Genomic DNA, 16,891 nt, shown 5'->3' with positions numbered 1-16,891 from the left:
GAAAAAGAACTGCAAACAATCGTCATGGTCTATACGACACAGGGACGATTTCTCGCGGTTCCACCCTATTTCTGTCAATGACAGCTCTCATTATTCACATCATATTTTCTTGCGCCAAATACCAACTATCGGCTTCCACCATCCCGACTCGCTTAAAGTTGTTTCTACCCATTATTTTAGGTAAGTTAAAGGGAAAATGCAAGCTTTATCCAAGCATTTTCCCTCCCATTTATCATCAAAATAGTCTTACTCCTGCTTTTCTCCTCTATTTGCCCATACAGAAAAATCTTTCTTGAGCCAATCGTCCATTTTCTTTAAATAGCGTCTGCTTTTAAGATTTAACCCTGCATATTCACTGTAAATAATCCCCAAAACTTTTAATCCTTCGTCTAAAAGGATGTCCTCTACCTCCACTTTCCTTAAGCGATGAATAGGGGCTTGCCCTAATAGCCAAGATAACCTTGCAGCCGGTTTAGATAATAAACAACTGCCTGCTGATAGCTCATTATAGAAGGAAAAGCCTAAGGGAGATAAGGAAAAAGTTAAATCATCGCCATTCAATACAAGGCCACTAACAGCTGACCTTTTAAAAGAAAAACCCAAGCCAAAAGTTTCTAACATCTGCCATTCCAAAGCTACTTGCAAAACTTTTCCAACTTGTCCTTTCTCGAGTTGCTCTAGGCAAGCCAGTAAGCGCTCGAAAGTTTTCGGACTTGATTGACCATCTAAGTCTGAAGCATCCACAAGATTTAAAAAATAAGTGAGATAAGCTGAGCGATTAGGATCGAAACGAGCTCCACTAAAATTTTCTTTCACACTAGCGTCCCTTAAAAAACTTAAGCCCTTTTGATTTATATCCCCCAAAAAGCTGGAATACACGCCAAGCTGCAAACTAGACGATAAGGGATGGTTTGCCTGTTTTAAACGACGGACAAAAAAAGTGCGTTTCCCATATTCTTTTGTCAAGATCTTCACTAAAGCATCTTTTTCTTTGTGTGGATTGACAGATAGCACAAGACCATGAAAAGATTGGTTAAATTGAGTCACCTACTCATAATCTCCTTTAGCATAGCCAAATTCATCTAAGAAACTCTGACTATCCCGCCATTTGGCTTTCACTTTCACCCAAAGATTCAAGAAAACACGACTAGCTAATAAGCGCTCAATATCCTCTCTAGCCTCTGTGCCAATACGCTTAAGCATTTGACCATTCTTCCCGATGATAATCCCCTTTTGACTAGATCTTTCGATGTAAATGGTCGCATGAACATCGACGATACCTTGTTCATTCTTTTGCATGGACTCTACTTGAACCGCTACCGAATGAGGGACCTCTTCACGGGTATGGGCAATAATTTTCTCCCGAATAAACTCACTTACAATAAAATATTCTGGGTGATCCGTCACTTGATTCTTCGGATAATATTGCGGACCGGCCGGCATTTCATTTTTAATCAAGTCCAGGAGATGGTCCACATTGTTGCCATTAAGAGCAGATACTGGAACAATTTCTTTGAAAGGGAAAAGATCTTTATAGCTATTGACATGGTCTAAAAGTTCTTCAGGCGTAACTTGATCTATCTTATTTACCACAAGATAAACTGGTGTTTTCAGTCCCTTTAACTTCTCTAAAATAAATTGATCTCCCGGCCCTAACTTTTGAGTCACAATACTTAAAAAGCATACTAAATCGACTTCATTAAGGGAACTATAGGCTGATTGAACCATGAATTCTCCTAATTGATGTTTAGGTTTATGAATCCCAGGTGTATCTATAAAAACTACTTGGTGATCCTTGTCGGTATAAACTCCATGAACCTTATTACGGGTTGTTTGAGCGACATCGGACATAATGGCTACTTTTTGGCCTAAAAATTGATTCATTAATGTTGATTTCCCAACATTAGGTCGCCCAACAATAGAAACAAATCCTGAATGAAAAGCTCCGATATGGCATCTTCCTTTCTTTATTTACTTAAAAATATAAGGGGTGAACAGTAAAACGCCTATGACTGCCACCCCGATACAAGTCAAAAGAACTACCCCAGCAGCTACATCTTTAACCACTTTGGCTAAAGGATGATAACAATCATTAACCACTAGGTCGGTTAAACGTTCGACCATAGAGTTCAGACACTCCATGACAATCACTAAAATTAGTGCGAGGACAAGAAAAAGCCAATCCATTCTCGATAAATGGACATAAAAACCTAAAAGAACCACTAGAATAGCCACGATAAAATGAAAGCGAAGATTAGCTTCCTCTTTCAATAAAACTTTTATGCCATCTAAAGCATGACTAACCGCTTCGATATACGAAGAATTCTTATACTGGGAGGGCTTGGTCTTATTTTTTGAGTCCATATTCATCCAAAATCACTCTTTGAAGGCCAAACATTACCTTTTCTTCTTCCTCTGTTTGATGGTCATAGCCCATCAAGTGAAGGAAACCATGGCAAGCTAAAAAGCCTAATTCTCTTTCTATGGAGTGTCCATAAGCTTCAGCTTGCTCCTTAGCCCTTTCTAAGCAAATGATAATGTCGCCATAATGATGGGGATAGTCTGTAATGGAATCGTCCACAATAATAGGCCCTTCTTCTTCCAAAGTATCATCTAAAGCGAAAGAAATAACATCTGTTACCCGATCAATGTGGCGATAATCTCGGTTAATTTCATGAATACGTTCTGCCGAAACAATAGTCACCGAACATTCTGCATTAGCTTTTAATTTTAGATGCTTGGCTGCTAATTCCAACACCCCTAAAATAAGCTCTTTTAGAGAGGAATCTAACTCATTTGTTTCATCAAAAAAATCAGTGTTCATCTTTTTCTCCTTGGGCATAAGCCTTTATAATTTCAGCTACTAGCGGATGTCTAACCACATCGACAGCTTCTAGTTCAACAATAGATACATGTGATAGGGAGTGTAGTTTTTCCTTCGCATCGATTAACCCACTTTTAATCCCTTTAGGCAGGTCAATTTGTGTTGTATCTCCATTGACAACCATCTTTGATCCAAAACCAAGCCGAGTCAGGAACATTCTCATTTGCGAAGGAGTAGTATTTTGGGCTTCATCCAAAATAATGAAAGCATCATTCAAGGTACGTCCTCTCATGTAGGCTAGAGGCGCTACTTCAATAATCCCTCTTTCTAACAAACGCTCCGTATGATCCACACCGTATACGGCATAAAGTGCATCATATAAAGGTCTTAAATAAGGATCGACTTTTTCTTTTAGATCTCCCGGCAAAAAACCTAGATTTTCCCCTGCTTCAACTGCAGGACGGGTAAGGATAATCTTCTTGACCAAACCTTTTTTGAGATAAGTAACAGCAAGAACTACCGCCAAAAAAGTCTTCCCTGTCCCTGCCGGCCCTTCACCAATGACCAAATCCTTTTTTTGAATAGCTTTAACATAGCGTTCTTGATTAATCGACTTAGGACGAATAGCTTTTCCATCAACCGTCCGGCCTATTTCTGTTCTATATAGGCTAATAAAAAGTTCTATCGTCCCATGTTGAGCCATATTCAAAGCTGTTAACACGTCAGTAGGCGTCAAGGGATGCCCACTCAACAAAACTTCTTCCAAAGCTCTAAGTACATGACGAGCCAGAATAGCCTGCTCATGGTCTCCTTGAATTGAGAGGATCGTGTCCCGAATCAATAAATCAACCGAAAGAGCCTCTTCAATCAGCTGGATATGTTTATCCCCTACCCCAAACAACGCTGGTAAAAGTTCCGGGTGATGAAATTCAAGCTTAACGTTTTCTGCTTCTTGCAATCCCTAACCTCATTTCTATTTTAAATCTAGCTGTTATTCTTCTAACAATCTCTTCAAGACAAGTTGGATTTTATTCCCATCAGCTTGTCCCTTCATTGCCTTTGTAGACGCACCCATTAAGCGTCCAAAATCCTTTTTACTATGAGCATTTAATTGCTCCATCAATTCTTTTAATTTACTTTCAATCTCGTCCTCTGACAATTGCTTAGGCATATAAGATTCAACAATTTCAATTTCTTTTTTGATAGATGCAATCAAATCCTCACGAGCAGCTTTTTCAAATTCTGCCAAGGATTCCTTTCTTTGTTTTAATTCTCTGGACAGAATTGTTAATTCATCCGAGTGGTCTAATTCACTACCCTTATCAATTTCCGCCATTTGAACTGCTGTCTTCAACAAGCGAATCACATTTAAACGGTCCTTGTCTTTAGCTTTCATCGCTAGTTTTAAATCTGTCATTAAGGTATCTTTGAGACTCATGGTCATTACCCCTTTCTTTCCACATTATACGCTATTTATCACTACATTCTCAAGCTTAAGTCCCTTACCCTTTAGGACTAAAGCTGCAATAAATAAAAAAGCTTTCCGTAAACTATCACAAGTTTACCAGCTATTTGCACAAAAAAACCCCTAGGAATCTAGGGGATTTCATTTATTAATGTTTACGCTTGCGTGCTGCTTCAGATTTTTTCTTACGGCGCACACTTGGTTTTTCGTAATATTCGCGTTTACGCGCTTCTCTTAAAGTTCCAGATTTTGAGACATTACGTTTAAAACGGCGAAGAGCGTCGTCAAGCGACTCATTCTTACGAACAATCGTTTTTGACATGATGTTTCCCTCCCTCCGTGTAGTTAAAGTAACGCTTGCAGGACCATTCAACGATTGGTCGATCTAACAAATGTTCTTTTCACATTATAGCTAATATGTTCCTAGTGGTCAATACCAGATCAGAAAAAGCTAAGTCCTAATTCCCATTTTTGCCATCCTACTTATCTTTCAAAAAAGCTTATAATAGAGGCTTTTTCCGTTCTTAATAAAAGATCCCCACTTTTTATCATTTGTTTTTCCTATGCTTTTTAGCTAATTTTTATCTCTATCATTTACTTAAAAAAAAGCAATAAACTCATCAACTAAACTTTTTTATATTTAAGGTAAGCATTGCACCTCATTCAAGCTTGAAGAATGGGTAGATCCTCTCATATGAGACTTATCAAAAAAGTTGACGAATCTTTTACCTAGAAAATGTTTGCATCTCTTATTTTATTCTAAATCCCTCAAAAAATTTATCCAAGGCTCAAAAGAAACGATAGACAACTTTGGGGAAATTTAGGTTACCAAGTAAGTTAATGCATTTCACCTTCTAGAATGTCTAACTTAGCTAAAAACTTACTGCTCCACCAAAAAAAGATACCCCCTCACTAAAAGTAAAAGGGGGTATCTTTTTTATAGAAACACAGAAACTCAATCGTAGTTCTTTCATATAGGCAATAATGAAGGTTAACAAGTTAGATATGAGCTGCTAAGTCTGTGATCCTATATTGCTACGTTGATCTCGGGAGGATCAACGGAATAGCCAAATTAAAAATCGATGCGTTCAGGAACTTGTTTCACCACGTCGATGATAGTTCCATCACGGTATTCAATCAAGGCAACAACCTTGTCTTCAAATGGAATTGGATCAGGTTCGCCAACAATAGAGTAAGCAATTTCCTTCAATTCTTCAATAGTTTTCAATGGAATATCAGTATCTTTTAATGCGTCAATAATATCTTGACGTTTTGGATTAACTGCAACACCGTAATCAGTAACGAGAACATCAACAGTTTCACCTGGAGTTGTTACAGAAGTTACTTGATCTCGAACAGTAGCTAAACGACCACGAACGAGCGGAGAGACGATGATCGTGCAATTTGCCCCAGCTGCAGTATCTGGATGTCCACCAGGAGCCCCTTGGATAATACCATCAGACCCAACCACCACATTAATGTTGAAGTCAGTATCAATTTCCAAAGCCCCTAAAATCACATAATCAAGGCTATTGACATACGCCCCCTTATTTAACGGGTTGGCATATTCACTAGCAGAGATCTCAAAATGACCTGGTGTGTCGTGTACAGATTCAACTGATGGGACATCAAAATCTTGAGTATCAGCAATAGCCTTAATATAGCCTTCTTTTAAAAGATCAACCATTGGCTTAGTTATACCGCCAAGCGCGCAACCAATTTTAACATGAGCTGCATCCATATATGGTTTCAAGAAACGAGTAACCGCAAGAGAAGATCCTCCAGCCCCTGTTTGGAATTGGAAACCGTCTTTGAACCAAGGAGTGTTAGCAACAACCTTCGCTGCATTTTCAGCGATCATTAATTCGCGAGGATCTTTTGTCATACGAATAGCATTACCTGCAATCTTCTTAGAGTCCCCTACTTGGTCAACTTTTACAACATAATCTACATCAATAGCCTTTACTGAAGCAGGATAGTTCGGGAAGTCTACCAAAGTATCAGTGATTACTACAACTTGGTCTGCGTATTTCGCATCCACATCAGCGTATGAAAGGACACCACAGTCACTCTTTCCACCCTTACCACGTGCGTTACCAAATTGGTCTGCTGTTGGCGCACCAATAAATGCTACATCGATATGCACATCACCTGTTTCAACCGCCCGAACACGGCCACCATGGGTCCGAATGAAAGCTGGATTCTTCAATTTACCTGAAGAAATCGCCTTACCTATTTCATCACGTACACCAGAAGTAGAAATACCAGTGATAGTTCCATCTTCAATCATTGGAACTAAGGATGCTTGCGCTTTACCCAGACTTGAAGCAATAACTGTTAGGTCTTTAATCCCTAATTTATGGATGGCTGCCATAACCATGGCGCACACAAAATCTCCATTACGGAAATGATGGTGGAAGGAGATGCTGTCTCCATCTTTCAAGCCAACTTTTTTAATCACTTCTTCAATGGAGTCAACTAATTTGCTTTCACTCGGACGAACAGCCGCCCGAATAGTAGGCGCAGCCTTTTTATAACGGTAACCTTCCCTATAAAAAGCTCCTTTAAAAGCTTCTAGTCCGTCTTTTAAAATTTCAGATGGGATTTCTCGATTTACTGCATTCTTCATACCAGATCCCCCTTATATTTCCCGGCAGCCTTGGCCATCGTCAGTGTCCGATAAGCTCCTTCTACATGGGCCACGTCAACCATTTGACCATCTACAACCAAGACACCAATCCCCTTAGACTTGTTCTCTTCGATAGCTTCAACAATATGTTCTGCATGCCGAATTTGTTTGTCGCTTGGAGTAAAGACATCATGAATAGTCGCAATTTGTTTAGGAGAAATAACGGATTTACCATCAAAGCCCATATTGCGAATTAATTCTGTTTCTTTTCGTAACCCTTCCAAATTATCGATATCCGTATATACAGTGTCAAAACACATCACACCAGCTGCACGAGCCGCAATAACGATTTGCCCACGAGCTGCTGCAAGTTCTTCTCCCGTTTCTGTACTTTGAGCATGCATCGTTCTCCGAAAATCACCAGCAGAAAGAGCCACACCCATCATTCGATCGCTAGCCTTACAAATTTCATAGCAATTAATGATAGCTAATGGAGATTCTAGAGCTGCCATTAATAAAGTAGAGCCTACTTCTTTACCAAATTCTTTTTCTGCCTCAGTTACTAATTGGTCAACCAATTGCACTTGTTCAGCAGTTTCAGTCATTGGAATACGAATCCCTTCACAACCGCCTGCTACAGACGCTCGAATATCTTCTTTGAACCATTCAGAGTCTGTCGCATTGATACGTACCCACCGTTCAACTCCACGATAATCAATTGACTTTAAAGTGTTATACAATTGGACACGAGCTGAATCTTTCTCTTTTTGAGCCACAGCATCTTCCAAGTCAAACATGACTGAATCAGCCCCATAAACATAAGCATCTTTGATCAAGGAAGAACGTTGTGCATTTAAAAACATCATGGTACGGCGTAAACGTTGATCTTGCATTAAATTTGCACCCCCCATGGTAAGTTTTCTTTTTGATCACTTGCCCGTAAAACCGCAGTTTGTACACGAGATCTAATCGTGCAGTCAAGAGCTCCTTGGTCTTGTAGAGAGACTACTGCATCTTTGACCTCTAATTTTTCCAATGTTTCTAAAACAGAAGCCTTGATTTGTCGTCCATATTGGGCGATAACGTCACCTTGGATAGTCAATTCAATCCCATTCGTCCCTGGTTCAAGGATAACTTGACAGTCGCTTGATTCTAGAGTCCCGGCGATAGCTGAATGTTTCAACTCCATTGTCATTCTCCTTTTTTGTGATTTATGATACAATATCATTATGACATGCACGACAAGTGCATTCAAATGCCTTTTGTTTAAAGAACACTCAAAACACAAAGAAAGGGGCAAACTATGGAACTAACAGATGAATTCTTTGTTGAATTGATCGATAGCAAAGACTACCTTTCGAATCTTCCACTGAAAGAAATCGTCTATAAAGGGCTTAGAAGGGCAATTATTCTTGGTAGGATTCCTGTTGGTCAACGTATCAACGAAAAAGAGTATGCGAAACGTTTAAATATCAGTCGGACACCTATTCGTTACGCCTTGGAATTACTTCAACATGAAGGATTAGTAGAAAATATCCCCAAATATGGGACGATTGTCAAAAAAATCACATTGAAGGACGCTGAAGAGATCTACGAAATTCGTCGCGCTTTAGAGAAATTAGCCTTTACCAATGCTTTGATGAAAATGACAAGGGAAGATATACAAGAACTCGATAAGTTAATGGAAGAAACACAAGAATTAATTAACGAACATCATCTGGAACAAATCAACGATTACTTCGCCCGTTTCAATGAAAAAGTCTTGGCTATAGCGGATATGCCTCGCTTAACGGATACCATCAAGCGATTGAAAGAATATCTGACTAGATTCCGAGATATTTCTGTCTCAGATGACAAGCGTCGTCTCCGTGCCTTTCGAGATCACTTACATATTTACCAAGCCTTAAAAAATAAGGATATTTTAACCATGTGCACCCTTTTAGACAAACACCTTTTGGATTCTAAAGAGTTTATCTTAAATCGCCTCTCCAGTCTTGAGCAGGAACATACTGGCCATGCAGAATAAAGAGCTAGCACTACCTATTTGGCAAATCGCTCAATATGCCTTGATGAAGGAAGCAAGCCTTAGCCCCAAGCCAGGTTTAGTGGACAGCCTTAACCAAGGCGCTCATCAGGACATGTGCTTAAATACATTTCTAAGAAGTGCTTTATGCTTAGGTGAAACTATGGAGGAATTCTACCATCTTCCAAAAAAAGAGCAACGTCTAGACGATGAAGATACTTGCCTTTTTTACACCAGACTATTTGCTAAGGCGCGTCTGATCGGTTTAAAAGGTGAAGAGAAAATGTCAGCCATTACAGAAGGCGTCAACACTCACAAAGGGGCTATCTTCACTTTTGGACTGCTACTCATCAGTTGGCGTTTAATGATCGACAGCTATCCAAGAGCCGGTTCTGAAGAATTGCTTGGTATGTGGCCTAAAACGATCCAAGAACTCGTTCAAGATACTTTGCCTAGAGAAATCGAAGAATTAAAAAATCTACCCGCTCAAAGCCACGGCAGCCAACTCTTGCAAACTTATGGGAGTTTAGGTCCACGTGGGGAAGCTCTAGCAGGCTACCCAAGTATTTTTCTCTTGGCCCTACCCTATTATAGAAAAATAAGCCAAAATACCTCTATAAGTGAAGATGAAGCTTGGCTACGAACTTTACTCTATTTAATGTGTCATTTGGAAGACTCCAATGTGCTTCACCGTGCGGGGCAAATGGGCTTAAGCATGGTTCAAAAGAACAGCCGGCTGATTTTAGAATTTGACGATACTAAAGATTTCTACTCTTTGTTAAAGCAATTTGACCGGCAACTTATCGACCATCATATTTCCCCTGGTGGATCTGCTGATTTGCTCGCAGCAACTATTTTCGTGAAAGAACTCTTAGACGCTAAAGAAAAAAGCTAGCTTCCTTTTCTATCCTCTAGTCTATAAGATACTCATTCAAGTCTTACCGCATATATCCCCAGCTCAAAAATGAACTGGGGGTTTTTCTTAGCTATTTGAGATTTTTCTATACTTAAAGCTTGCGCTAAATTCCTTAATTATAAAAAAACACTTAAAAGACTCAATGTATTGTTAACTTATTCTGTCGTTTGGGTTAACATAATGAACAAGGAGGACCTTATGTTAAAAGACGAACTATTACTCACCCTGCTTAATTCATCTTCTAGCTTTCATTCTGGACAAGATTTAGCCAGTCAACTTTCGGTTAGCAGAACAGCAGTGTGGAAAGCCTTAAATGAACTTGAAAAAGACGGTTTCTTAATTGATCGAGCTCAAAGTAAAGGTTATAAAGTAGCAAGACCTCAAGATACGCTCCATCCAAAGTGGTTAGCTTATCTATTTAAAAAATCCAAGCTAGATATCATCCCCTACATCTATAAGCAAATTGATTCCACTAATACCGAAGCTAAACGTATGAGTCAAAACGCTGAACTACAAGGGAAGAACTATCTGTTAGTTGCTGAAGGTCAAACAGCTGGAAGAGGACGATATGGAAGATCCTTCTTCTCTCCTCAATCCACTGGACTTTATTTGACCCTTTCAGTTCCGATTAAGGACCCTAACCTGGACGCAGGGCTAATTACATCAGCTACAGCTGTTGCAGTAAGGCGGGCTGTCTTAGATGTTTATGGCATAGATTTGTGGATCAAATGGGTCAATGATCTCTACTTAAACAATCGAAAGGTCTGTGGCATTTTATGTGAGGGAATCAGTAATATGGAAACAGGCTTAATCGATCGAGTCTTTATCGGCATAGGAATTAACTTAATGGACCCTAAAGACGGGATTCCCGATGAATTAAAGGAGATCATGGGTTGTCTTGCTCCATACCAAGAAGGCAAAGACCTCAAACGTACTAACTTTCTCGTCCGTTTAATGGAAGAGCTAATACCTTTAGTCAGTAACGCAGGACAAGAAAACTTCCTCGATGAATATCGAAAGCATTGTCTCCTGCTTGATCAGGAAGTTTGTTATGCGCAAAATGGCAAAACTATCGTCGGAAAGGTCATCACCATCAATGACCATGGCCATTTAATTCTAGAAAAAAAAGATGGAGATATTTTAGAACTCGGCTATGGCGAAGTGACTTTCCACGATACATTTACTTTTCCTAATGAACGTTAATACTTTGCATGTTCGTCTTTTAATGTCAGGTTCTCCTTTTCAATAACCTCAATAAAAGGAGAAATATATGAAAGCATCAAAAGTATATTGGTTAGTTTTATCTGCTCTATTTGCAGCACTTACTATTGTTTTAGGTTACGTCTCCATTCCAGTAGGACCAGTACCTATTACCTTGCAAACATTCGCTGTTGTTTTAACAGCCCTCTTATTACCACACCCATTCAGCAGTTTAGCTATGAGTGTACATTTACTCATTAAAATCTTCCAAGGTGCTAACCCACTAACAACTCCTTCCTTTGGTTTCTTAATCGGCTTTATCGTGACTGCTTTAGTCATTGGCCTTTACTTAGAAAGTCATCCATTGGAAACATTAACGGCTAAAGAGGCTCTTGTTTTATTCTTAATCGCCCTCTTCTTACCATACACAGTGGGTCTACCTTACATGATCGTCTTATTAACAAATGTTTTACACGTACCAGGTAGTATTGGCCTTTGGATCTACAAGGGGATGCTTATCTTCCTACCGTTTGACTGTGTAAAATTGGCTTTAGCTCTTATCTTAGCCAAACGTGTGAAACCCTTGTTAAAATCTAAATAACGTTTATTGTTTTGTATCCTCAATTCCATTATCACAAACTCCAGCCATTCCGGTTGGAGTTTTTTGCTTAAAAGAATCATCAACTAGTTACATTAAAGAAATCCCTCGCCCATCCCTAGTACGAAACAAAATAGATTCTGTCATAAACTCAGGGGATTCTCATTTAAAGGCAAATTTCTAAATTTATTTTCCTTTTTATGCATATCCTGTATAATGAAAGACGAGAGCCCTTTTATATAAGCGGGCAAGATTTAAGGAGGCCCTAAACGATGAAGACTTACCCCCCATTTACTCCCCCTAAAGGCATGACTTTTGACCAATTATTGCAATTAGCTCCAACAGAATCCCTTTCTACATTAAGAGAAAGCCATAGCCTAATCGATCAAGCTGAACAGGGGCGATTACTACAAACTTTGCAAATGTTAAGCATGACCTTTCCGGATTCAGACAAGCCTGAAGATTTACGTCAAGCTTTTTACCAACAATTTTATGATGAGGACTATCTCAGCCGTCTCATTTCTTTCATTCCAGCCGAAGTGAACCAACTCTTTATTAGGCAGCCTTTTATTCACCAATCTACCGTTCATCCCGATGATTGGTTGGCTGTTTCTGGCGCTTTAAACGCTTTTTCTTCCGTTGGGGTTTTCGACCAAATAGAGGATGAAAAAGATCCTGGATTTTCTTGTAAACCAGCTTATATAGAAGCCTTGCTTCGTCAAGCTAAAAATGAAAATTTCCGTTCTATTAACGAATGGAACATTCTTGCTATAGATGCTATTAATGCCTTAATGGCTATTTTCGGTATTCTTCCTCTTTCTCAACTCGTTAACTATTTAAGAAAATTAGGCTTTGACTTCTTTTCAACAGATGACGAATGGTATCTCTTCGCTCAAAAAGCTCCTGGACTTATTTGCAACTTTTTTGTCGATCAGGACAACTTTGTCATGAAAAAGTATATGACAAAGCAAAGACAAGATATCTTAATCAAGAGTCAAGCACAATACGACCCTTATCCTATAACAGATCTGGATCAACTATTTTCTTTAACCAATAACTTCTACCAGTCTATACCGATCTCTCCTTTAGCTAATTATTTAGTCCAACTATCTTTTAAACACCAACTCTCCCTTCCGAGAGGTTTTGCTGTTCATCTCATAATGGATGTTTGCGAAAATTTAGTTCCTCGAACAGAGCTTTTCATTCAATTCTTTAAACAATGGGTTGAACTAAGCGAAGAGGAATGCCAACAAATTCATCAGCATTTTCTCGAACTTATCCGTCAAAAACATATCCCAGAACTAAATGGCCACTCGACTCTAACTATTGAAGAATGGTTAAAGACTCACGAAGTGCATCGGCCATAGCCCAACTAAAAAAAACTCCTCTAGCTTCTCTCTTGAAACTAGAGGAGTTTTTTCTAAATGAAAAAATCCTTTACTCTTTTAATAGAGCTTCTTGGCCAAGCAAGAATGCCCCAGTAATACCCGCATCATCCCCTAAAGCAGGACTTGTAATATAATCTTTTGGAATAGGAAGGTAGCCATTTAAATCTTTTTCGAAGGCTTGGCATACTTTATCTAAAAGTCCTGGAACCTTCATTAATCCTCCACCAATCACTATTCGTTCAGGTCGTAAAGTCACCGTATAGCTGACAAGAGCTTGCCCAAGATAATCTGCAATAGCCTCAAATACTGGGTGACTGGCATCAATTTCATGACTGCTCTTACCTAAACGCCCTGCAACTGTAGGTCCAGCCGCCAACCCTTCTAAGCAATGAGAATGGTAAGGACAACGGCTCTTGTAATTATCATCAGAACGTCTAGTCACCAAAATATGACCCATTTCCGGATGCCCGTAACCATTTCGAATTTCTCCGTCACTGACAAAACCTCCGCCAACGCCTGTTCCCACAGTTAAGTACAAAACAGAACGAACATCTTGACCTGCCCCATGGGTATATTCTCCTAAAGCGGCTCCATTGACGTCTGTATCAAAAGCTAGTTCTGTCCCAGGAAAAGCGTCCTTTAATGGAGAAAGTAAATCATAATTCTCCCATCCTGCTTTAGGCGTTGTTGTTATATAACCGTAGTAATCAGATGTTTTATCCACTTCAATCGGTCCGAAAGAGGCTATCCCTATAGCTTCTAAAGGTTCGTGCTTTTTAAAATAAGCGATAACTTCTGCCATCGTTTCTTTTGGTTGACGAGTTGGAATCACAATACGATCACGAAGATCTGTAGCCTTTTCACCTACAGCACAGACAAATTTTGTTCCTCCCGCTTCAATTGCTCCTATCATAAAATCCCTTCTTTCATTTATTCATTTCTTGTTATGAATTCCTTCAAATTTAGCCTTTATCTCTTTCATCTAACAGTGAAATGAGCTCGAAAGCCTTGTTCACATCATTACATGATAAAGAACTCCACTGATCTTTTCAAATAGATAGGCCGGGATATAAGCTCCCGGCCTATTGAATCATCATTATTCACTACAAACTAGAATGAGATGAATCTATCGACTCTCTTCCTTCTTCACTCTAGTAAACTGCAAGAGCTCCGAATGGATCCCATGGTTCTAATTCAACTAAAGGTTGTTCTAAAGCTTTCAACCATTCTGCTGGAACATAGGATTTATCCACCATGATTTGGTAGTTAAATTCATCAAACCAAGCATCAGACATGGAGAAGATCCCCTTGTCACCAGGTTCATCACCCCAGCTATTTTCAACTTTCCATTTAATTGGTTTACCATTTTCATCCAGGTCAACCCCAACGAATACCATGGCATGAGTCAACAAACTTTCACCATAGTCTAGACGTTCCGCCTTATTCAAGTTAAATGGTTCGCCTATAGCTGCTTCATAGTCAAATAGGTCTTTATCCATTACCCCAATTTGACGGTTAGAAATTTGACCAACATCACAACCAAACCATACAGGTTCACCTGCTTTAATAGAATTGATAGCAGCTTCTTTCAAAACTTCAATTGGCACATTGATATAATGAATTGGTTCTGCTTCATGAACAGTCCCTAAATATTTAACTGTATAAGCGCGACCATAAGGCTTGTCCGCTGTAGGAGCGTTAATCAAAGAAATACGTTGATCAAGATCCCATCCAACATATTTAGCGAAGAATTCTTGTGGTGTAATGTCTTTAATCGTGTGATGTTTTTTATCTTTGTCACGATAGCTATAAGAGAAACGAGTAGGCACTTGACCTAACGCTTCAGTTAACATCGTGTAAATTACACTCAAACGTTCTTCCTTAAATGTCCGCAATTCGTCTTCAGAAGCACCTTCAGCATGCTTGTTTCTGATATCCTTAGCGATTTCACGAACCTTCTTTGTCAGTAAGCTATCTAAAACAGCTGTATTAGAAGAATGATAAGTTTCTGGCATCACTTTTTTAGGTACTACACCATATTTCTTCAAAATGCCAGAGAACATATCCCATTGTCCACCATCTTGAAGAGGATCCTTCAATAAGTGCATCACAAGGCGAGATGTTAAATCTTCATCAACAGTCTTGATAATGCTTTCCAAGAAATAGTTTGCTTTTTCTAATTTATCCCAAAATAGAGTGTAGTTTTGAGAAAATTCGAAGCTTTCTAGATTGAGTTCCTTCATGGTATCTACACGTGCAGTATTCAAGGCAGCAAACATCCAGCAACGGCCAGAACGTTTTTGGTTAGTAATTTCACCACGTTTCGTTTCATCTGAAAAGACGAAATCATGACGGCGAAGAACCGAATTGTCCTCAATACTGTCTAAGTATCCCTGTTTGGCAATAGCATGGCTCAAAATTTTAGGGCCAGTGCTTTGGTCATAATCTGCTTGGTATTTTTTGAGCAATTCTGTCGTAATTTCTGACATAGTAACTCACCTTTCTCTTTAAATTTTGTTGCCTGAAGATTGTTGACACTGATCACAAAGTCCATATACCTCAAACCGGTGACCAGTGATTGAGTACCCATCTAGCTCTTGTTCAATAGTATCCATCGGGCAAAATGGTATAGCTTTTGTCCGTCCACATTTCTTACAAATGAAATGATGGTGATGATGGCCAATATGGGAACATGCAAAGCGGAAATATTTTTCTCCATTAAGATCAGTCATTTCTAAAACATTCAACTCAGCCAGCGTATAAATATTCCGATAAATTGTATCAAAACTTAATTGTGGGAACCTTTGAACCATCCGCTCTTGAACTTCTCTTGCTGTCAGATAGCGATCTTCTTCGGCAAATAATTCAATTATTTCTCGACGCTTATCCGTCATTTTATATCCATTTTTCTTCATTATCCGAACAACTTGTTGCGTTTCTTCAAGAGTCACGATATTCTCCTTTCGTTCTCTCACCTGATGCGGTAAACTTGTTATATACCAATCGAAATGAGGAGAGACAATTGATTTCAGCTACCATTATAGCACTTACTGACACTGCTGGCGACGTTATGGATGCAATTTTATTAGAAGCAATGAAAATATATCTCAGTAACGCTGTCGATATAATCCCTTTTCAATTCATTTCTTCCAAGGAAAAAATAAAAGCTATTATGAATCGTTATTCGAACATACCCGATAACGAAAAAATATATGTTCATGCTTTCATGAATAAGGAACTAAGAGACTACATCCGAAAAAAACCTGTTCCACAACACGATGTCATCGGCCCCTTGCTTGATGTTATCGAAGAAACCACTCAAGCTCAACAAGATGAGCCAATCACTCGCCACCAATTGAATGACGCCTACTTTGATCGAATAGAAGCCATCGAATTCACCGTCAACAATGACGATGGTAAAAATCCTTCTGGCTTAGTCGATGCTGATATCGTCTTACTTGGCGTTTCCAGAACGGGCAAAACACCACTCAGCATGATTCTTGCTAACCGTAATGTTCGTGTCGCCAATTTACCCATCATGCCAGAAGCTGACGTTCCTTACGAACTATATCATGTAGACCATGATAAGATTATTGGCTTAATGACCACTCCAAACGTTCTAAAAAATTACCGAACTGAACGTATGAAAAGCTACGGTTTAGATGAAACTTCTTATTACGCCTCTCCAGAACGTATTAATGAAGAATTGGATTACGCAAAGGATCTCTATAATAAGCTAGATTGTAATCTCGTGATCAATACCAGCGAACGGAGTATAGAGGAATCCGCTGCTATCATCCTCGCCTATATGGAAGAAAACAAGCTACTTAACAAAGCCTCTAGCTAGG

At 39.2% G+C, this 16,891-nt stretch carries 19 protein-coding genes; 6 read left to right on the top strand and 13 right to left on the bottom strand.

The genetic code is table 11. The annotated features are described in order from the left end of the window. Positions 1 to 246: 246 nt before the first annotated feature. From recO to citD, 10 genes are all read right to left on the bottom strand, one after another. Positions 247 to 1,047, bottom strand: a complete 801-nt coding sequence (gene recO, locus D3H64_RS09550) for a DNA repair protein RecO (RefSeq protein ID WP_121565992.1) — start codon at positions 1,045 to 1,047, stop codon at positions 247 to 249. Next, on the bottom strand, positions 1,048 to 1,950 hold the full coding sequence (gene era, locus D3H64_RS09545) for a GTPase Era (protein WP_121565991.1): 903 nt from the start codon (positions 1,948 to 1,950) through the stop codon (positions 1,048 to 1,050). It lies immediately after the preceding gene. 21 nt (positions 1,951 to 1,971) lie between these two features. Next, complete coding sequence (locus tag D3H64_RS09540; protein ID WP_121565990.1) at positions 1,972 to 2,370, bottom strand: diacylglycerol kinase family protein; 399 nt, start codon at positions 2,368 to 2,370, stop codon at positions 1,972 to 1,974. After that, entirely contained in the window at positions 2,348 to 2,824 is a 477-nt protein-coding gene (ybeY, locus tag D3H64_RS09535) for an rRNA maturation RNase YbeY (protein WP_121565989.1), read from the bottom strand. The genes D3H64_RS09540 and ybeY overlap by 23 nt, the downstream gene beginning before the upstream one ends. Continuing rightward, positions 2,814 to 3,782, bottom strand: coding sequence for a PhoH family protein (locus tag D3H64_RS09530; RefSeq protein WP_121565988.1), 969 nt, complete (start codon positions 3,780 to 3,782; stop codon positions 2,814 to 2,816). The genes ybeY and D3H64_RS09530 overlap by 11 nt, the downstream gene beginning before the upstream one ends. 33 nt (positions 3,783 to 3,815) lie before the next feature. Next, complete coding sequence (locus D3H64_RS09525) at positions 3,816 to 4,262, bottom strand: GatB/YqeY domain-containing protein (RefSeq protein WP_121565987.1); 447 nt, start codon at positions 4,260 to 4,262, stop codon at positions 3,816 to 3,818. Between the two features lie 175 nt (positions 4,263 to 4,437). Then, on the bottom strand, positions 4,438 to 4,611 hold the full coding sequence (gene rpsU, locus D3H64_RS09520; protein ID WP_121565986.1) for a 30S ribosomal protein S21: 174 nt from the start codon (positions 4,609 to 4,611) through the stop codon (positions 4,438 to 4,440). 750 nt (positions 4,612 to 5,361) lie between these two features. Continuing rightward, positions 5,362 to 6,918 carry a citrate lyase subunit alpha gene (citF, locus tag D3H64_RS09515; RefSeq protein WP_121565985.1) on the bottom strand — a complete coding sequence of 519 codons (1,557 nt, stop codon included), beginning with the start codon at positions 6,916 to 6,918 and terminating at the stop codon, positions 5,362 to 5,364. Next, entirely contained in the window at positions 6,915 to 7,811 is an 897-nt protein-coding gene (locus tag D3H64_RS09510; RefSeq protein ID WP_121565984.1) for an aldolase/citrate lyase family protein, read from the bottom strand. Before D3H64_RS09510 ends, citF begins: the two co-directional genes overlap by 4 nt. After that, positions 7,811 to 8,107, bottom strand: coding sequence for a citrate lyase acyl carrier protein (gene citD, locus D3H64_RS09505; protein WP_121565983.1), 297 nt, complete (start codon positions 8,105 to 8,107; stop codon positions 7,811 to 7,813). The genes D3H64_RS09510 and citD overlap by 1 nt, the downstream gene beginning before the upstream one ends. 114 nt (positions 8,108 to 8,221) lie before the next feature. Between citD and D3H64_RS09500 the strand changes: the two genes are divergently transcribed. From D3H64_RS09500 to D3H64_RS09480, 5 genes are all read left to right on the top strand, one after another. Beyond that, the gene (locus tag D3H64_RS09500) at positions 8,222 to 8,944 is read left to right on the top strand and encodes a GntR family transcriptional regulator (protein ID WP_121565982.1); all 723 of its coding nucleotides are present in this window, start codon (positions 8,222 to 8,224) and stop codon (positions 8,942 to 8,944) included. After that, positions 8,934 to 9,836: a triphosphoribosyl-dephospho-CoA synthase gene (locus D3H64_RS09495; protein WP_121565981.1), complete on the top strand. Its 903-nt coding sequence runs from the start codon at positions 8,934 to 8,936 to the stop codon at positions 9,834 to 9,836. The genes D3H64_RS09500 and D3H64_RS09495 overlap by 11 nt, the downstream gene beginning before the upstream one ends. Before the next feature lie 219 nt (positions 9,837 to 10,055). Further along, positions 10,056 to 11,060, top strand: coding sequence for a biotin--[acetyl-CoA-carboxylase] ligase (locus tag D3H64_RS09490; RefSeq protein ID WP_158589279.1), 1,005 nt, complete (start codon positions 10,056 to 10,058; stop codon positions 11,058 to 11,060). Between the two features lie 67 nt (positions 11,061 to 11,127). After that, positions 11,128 to 11,658, top strand: coding sequence for a biotin transporter BioY (locus D3H64_RS09485; RefSeq protein WP_121565979.1), 531 nt, complete (start codon positions 11,128 to 11,130; stop codon positions 11,656 to 11,658). 269 nt (positions 11,659 to 11,927) lie between these two features. Beyond that, entirely contained in the window at positions 11,928 to 13,022 is a 1,095-nt protein-coding gene (locus D3H64_RS09480) for a hypothetical protein (protein ID WP_121565978.1), read from the top strand. A gap of 70 nt (positions 13,023 to 13,092) precedes the next feature. On the opposite strand, the gene D3H64_RS09475 is transcribed toward D3H64_RS09480, so the two are convergent. From D3H64_RS09475 to D3H64_RS09465, 3 genes are all read right to left on the bottom strand, one after another. Continuing rightward, a complete protein-coding gene (locus tag D3H64_RS09475; protein WP_121565977.1) occupies positions 13,093 to 13,956 on the bottom strand; it encodes an ROK family protein in 864 nt (287 codons plus the stop codon). 238 nt (positions 13,957 to 14,194) lie between these two features. Then, positions 14,195 to 15,532, bottom strand: a complete 1,338-nt coding sequence (locus tag D3H64_RS09470; protein WP_121565976.1) for an aminopeptidase C — start codon at positions 15,530 to 15,532, stop codon at positions 14,195 to 14,197. Between the two features lie 18 nt (positions 15,533 to 15,550). Then, the gene (locus D3H64_RS09465) at positions 15,551 to 15,994 is read right to left on the bottom strand and encodes a Fur family transcriptional regulator (protein ID WP_233554937.1); all 444 of its coding nucleotides are present in this window, start codon (positions 15,992 to 15,994) and stop codon (positions 15,551 to 15,553) included. Positions 15,995 to 16,065: 71 nt separating this feature from the next. Between D3H64_RS09465 and D3H64_RS09460 the strand changes: the two genes are divergently transcribed. Continuing rightward, entirely contained in the window at positions 16,066 to 16,890 is an 825-nt protein-coding gene (locus D3H64_RS09460; protein ID WP_121565975.1) for a pyruvate, water dikinase regulatory protein, read from the top strand. Position 16,891 lies beyond the last annotated feature (1 nt).

This window comes from Atopobacter sp. AH10 (assembly GCF_003664595.1).
GTDB lineage: Bacteria > Bacillota > Bacilli > Lactobacillales > Aerococcaceae > Atopobacter.
Note: the sequence above shows the minus strand (reverse complement) of the source record. Positions and strands in the feature narration are given on the sequence as shown.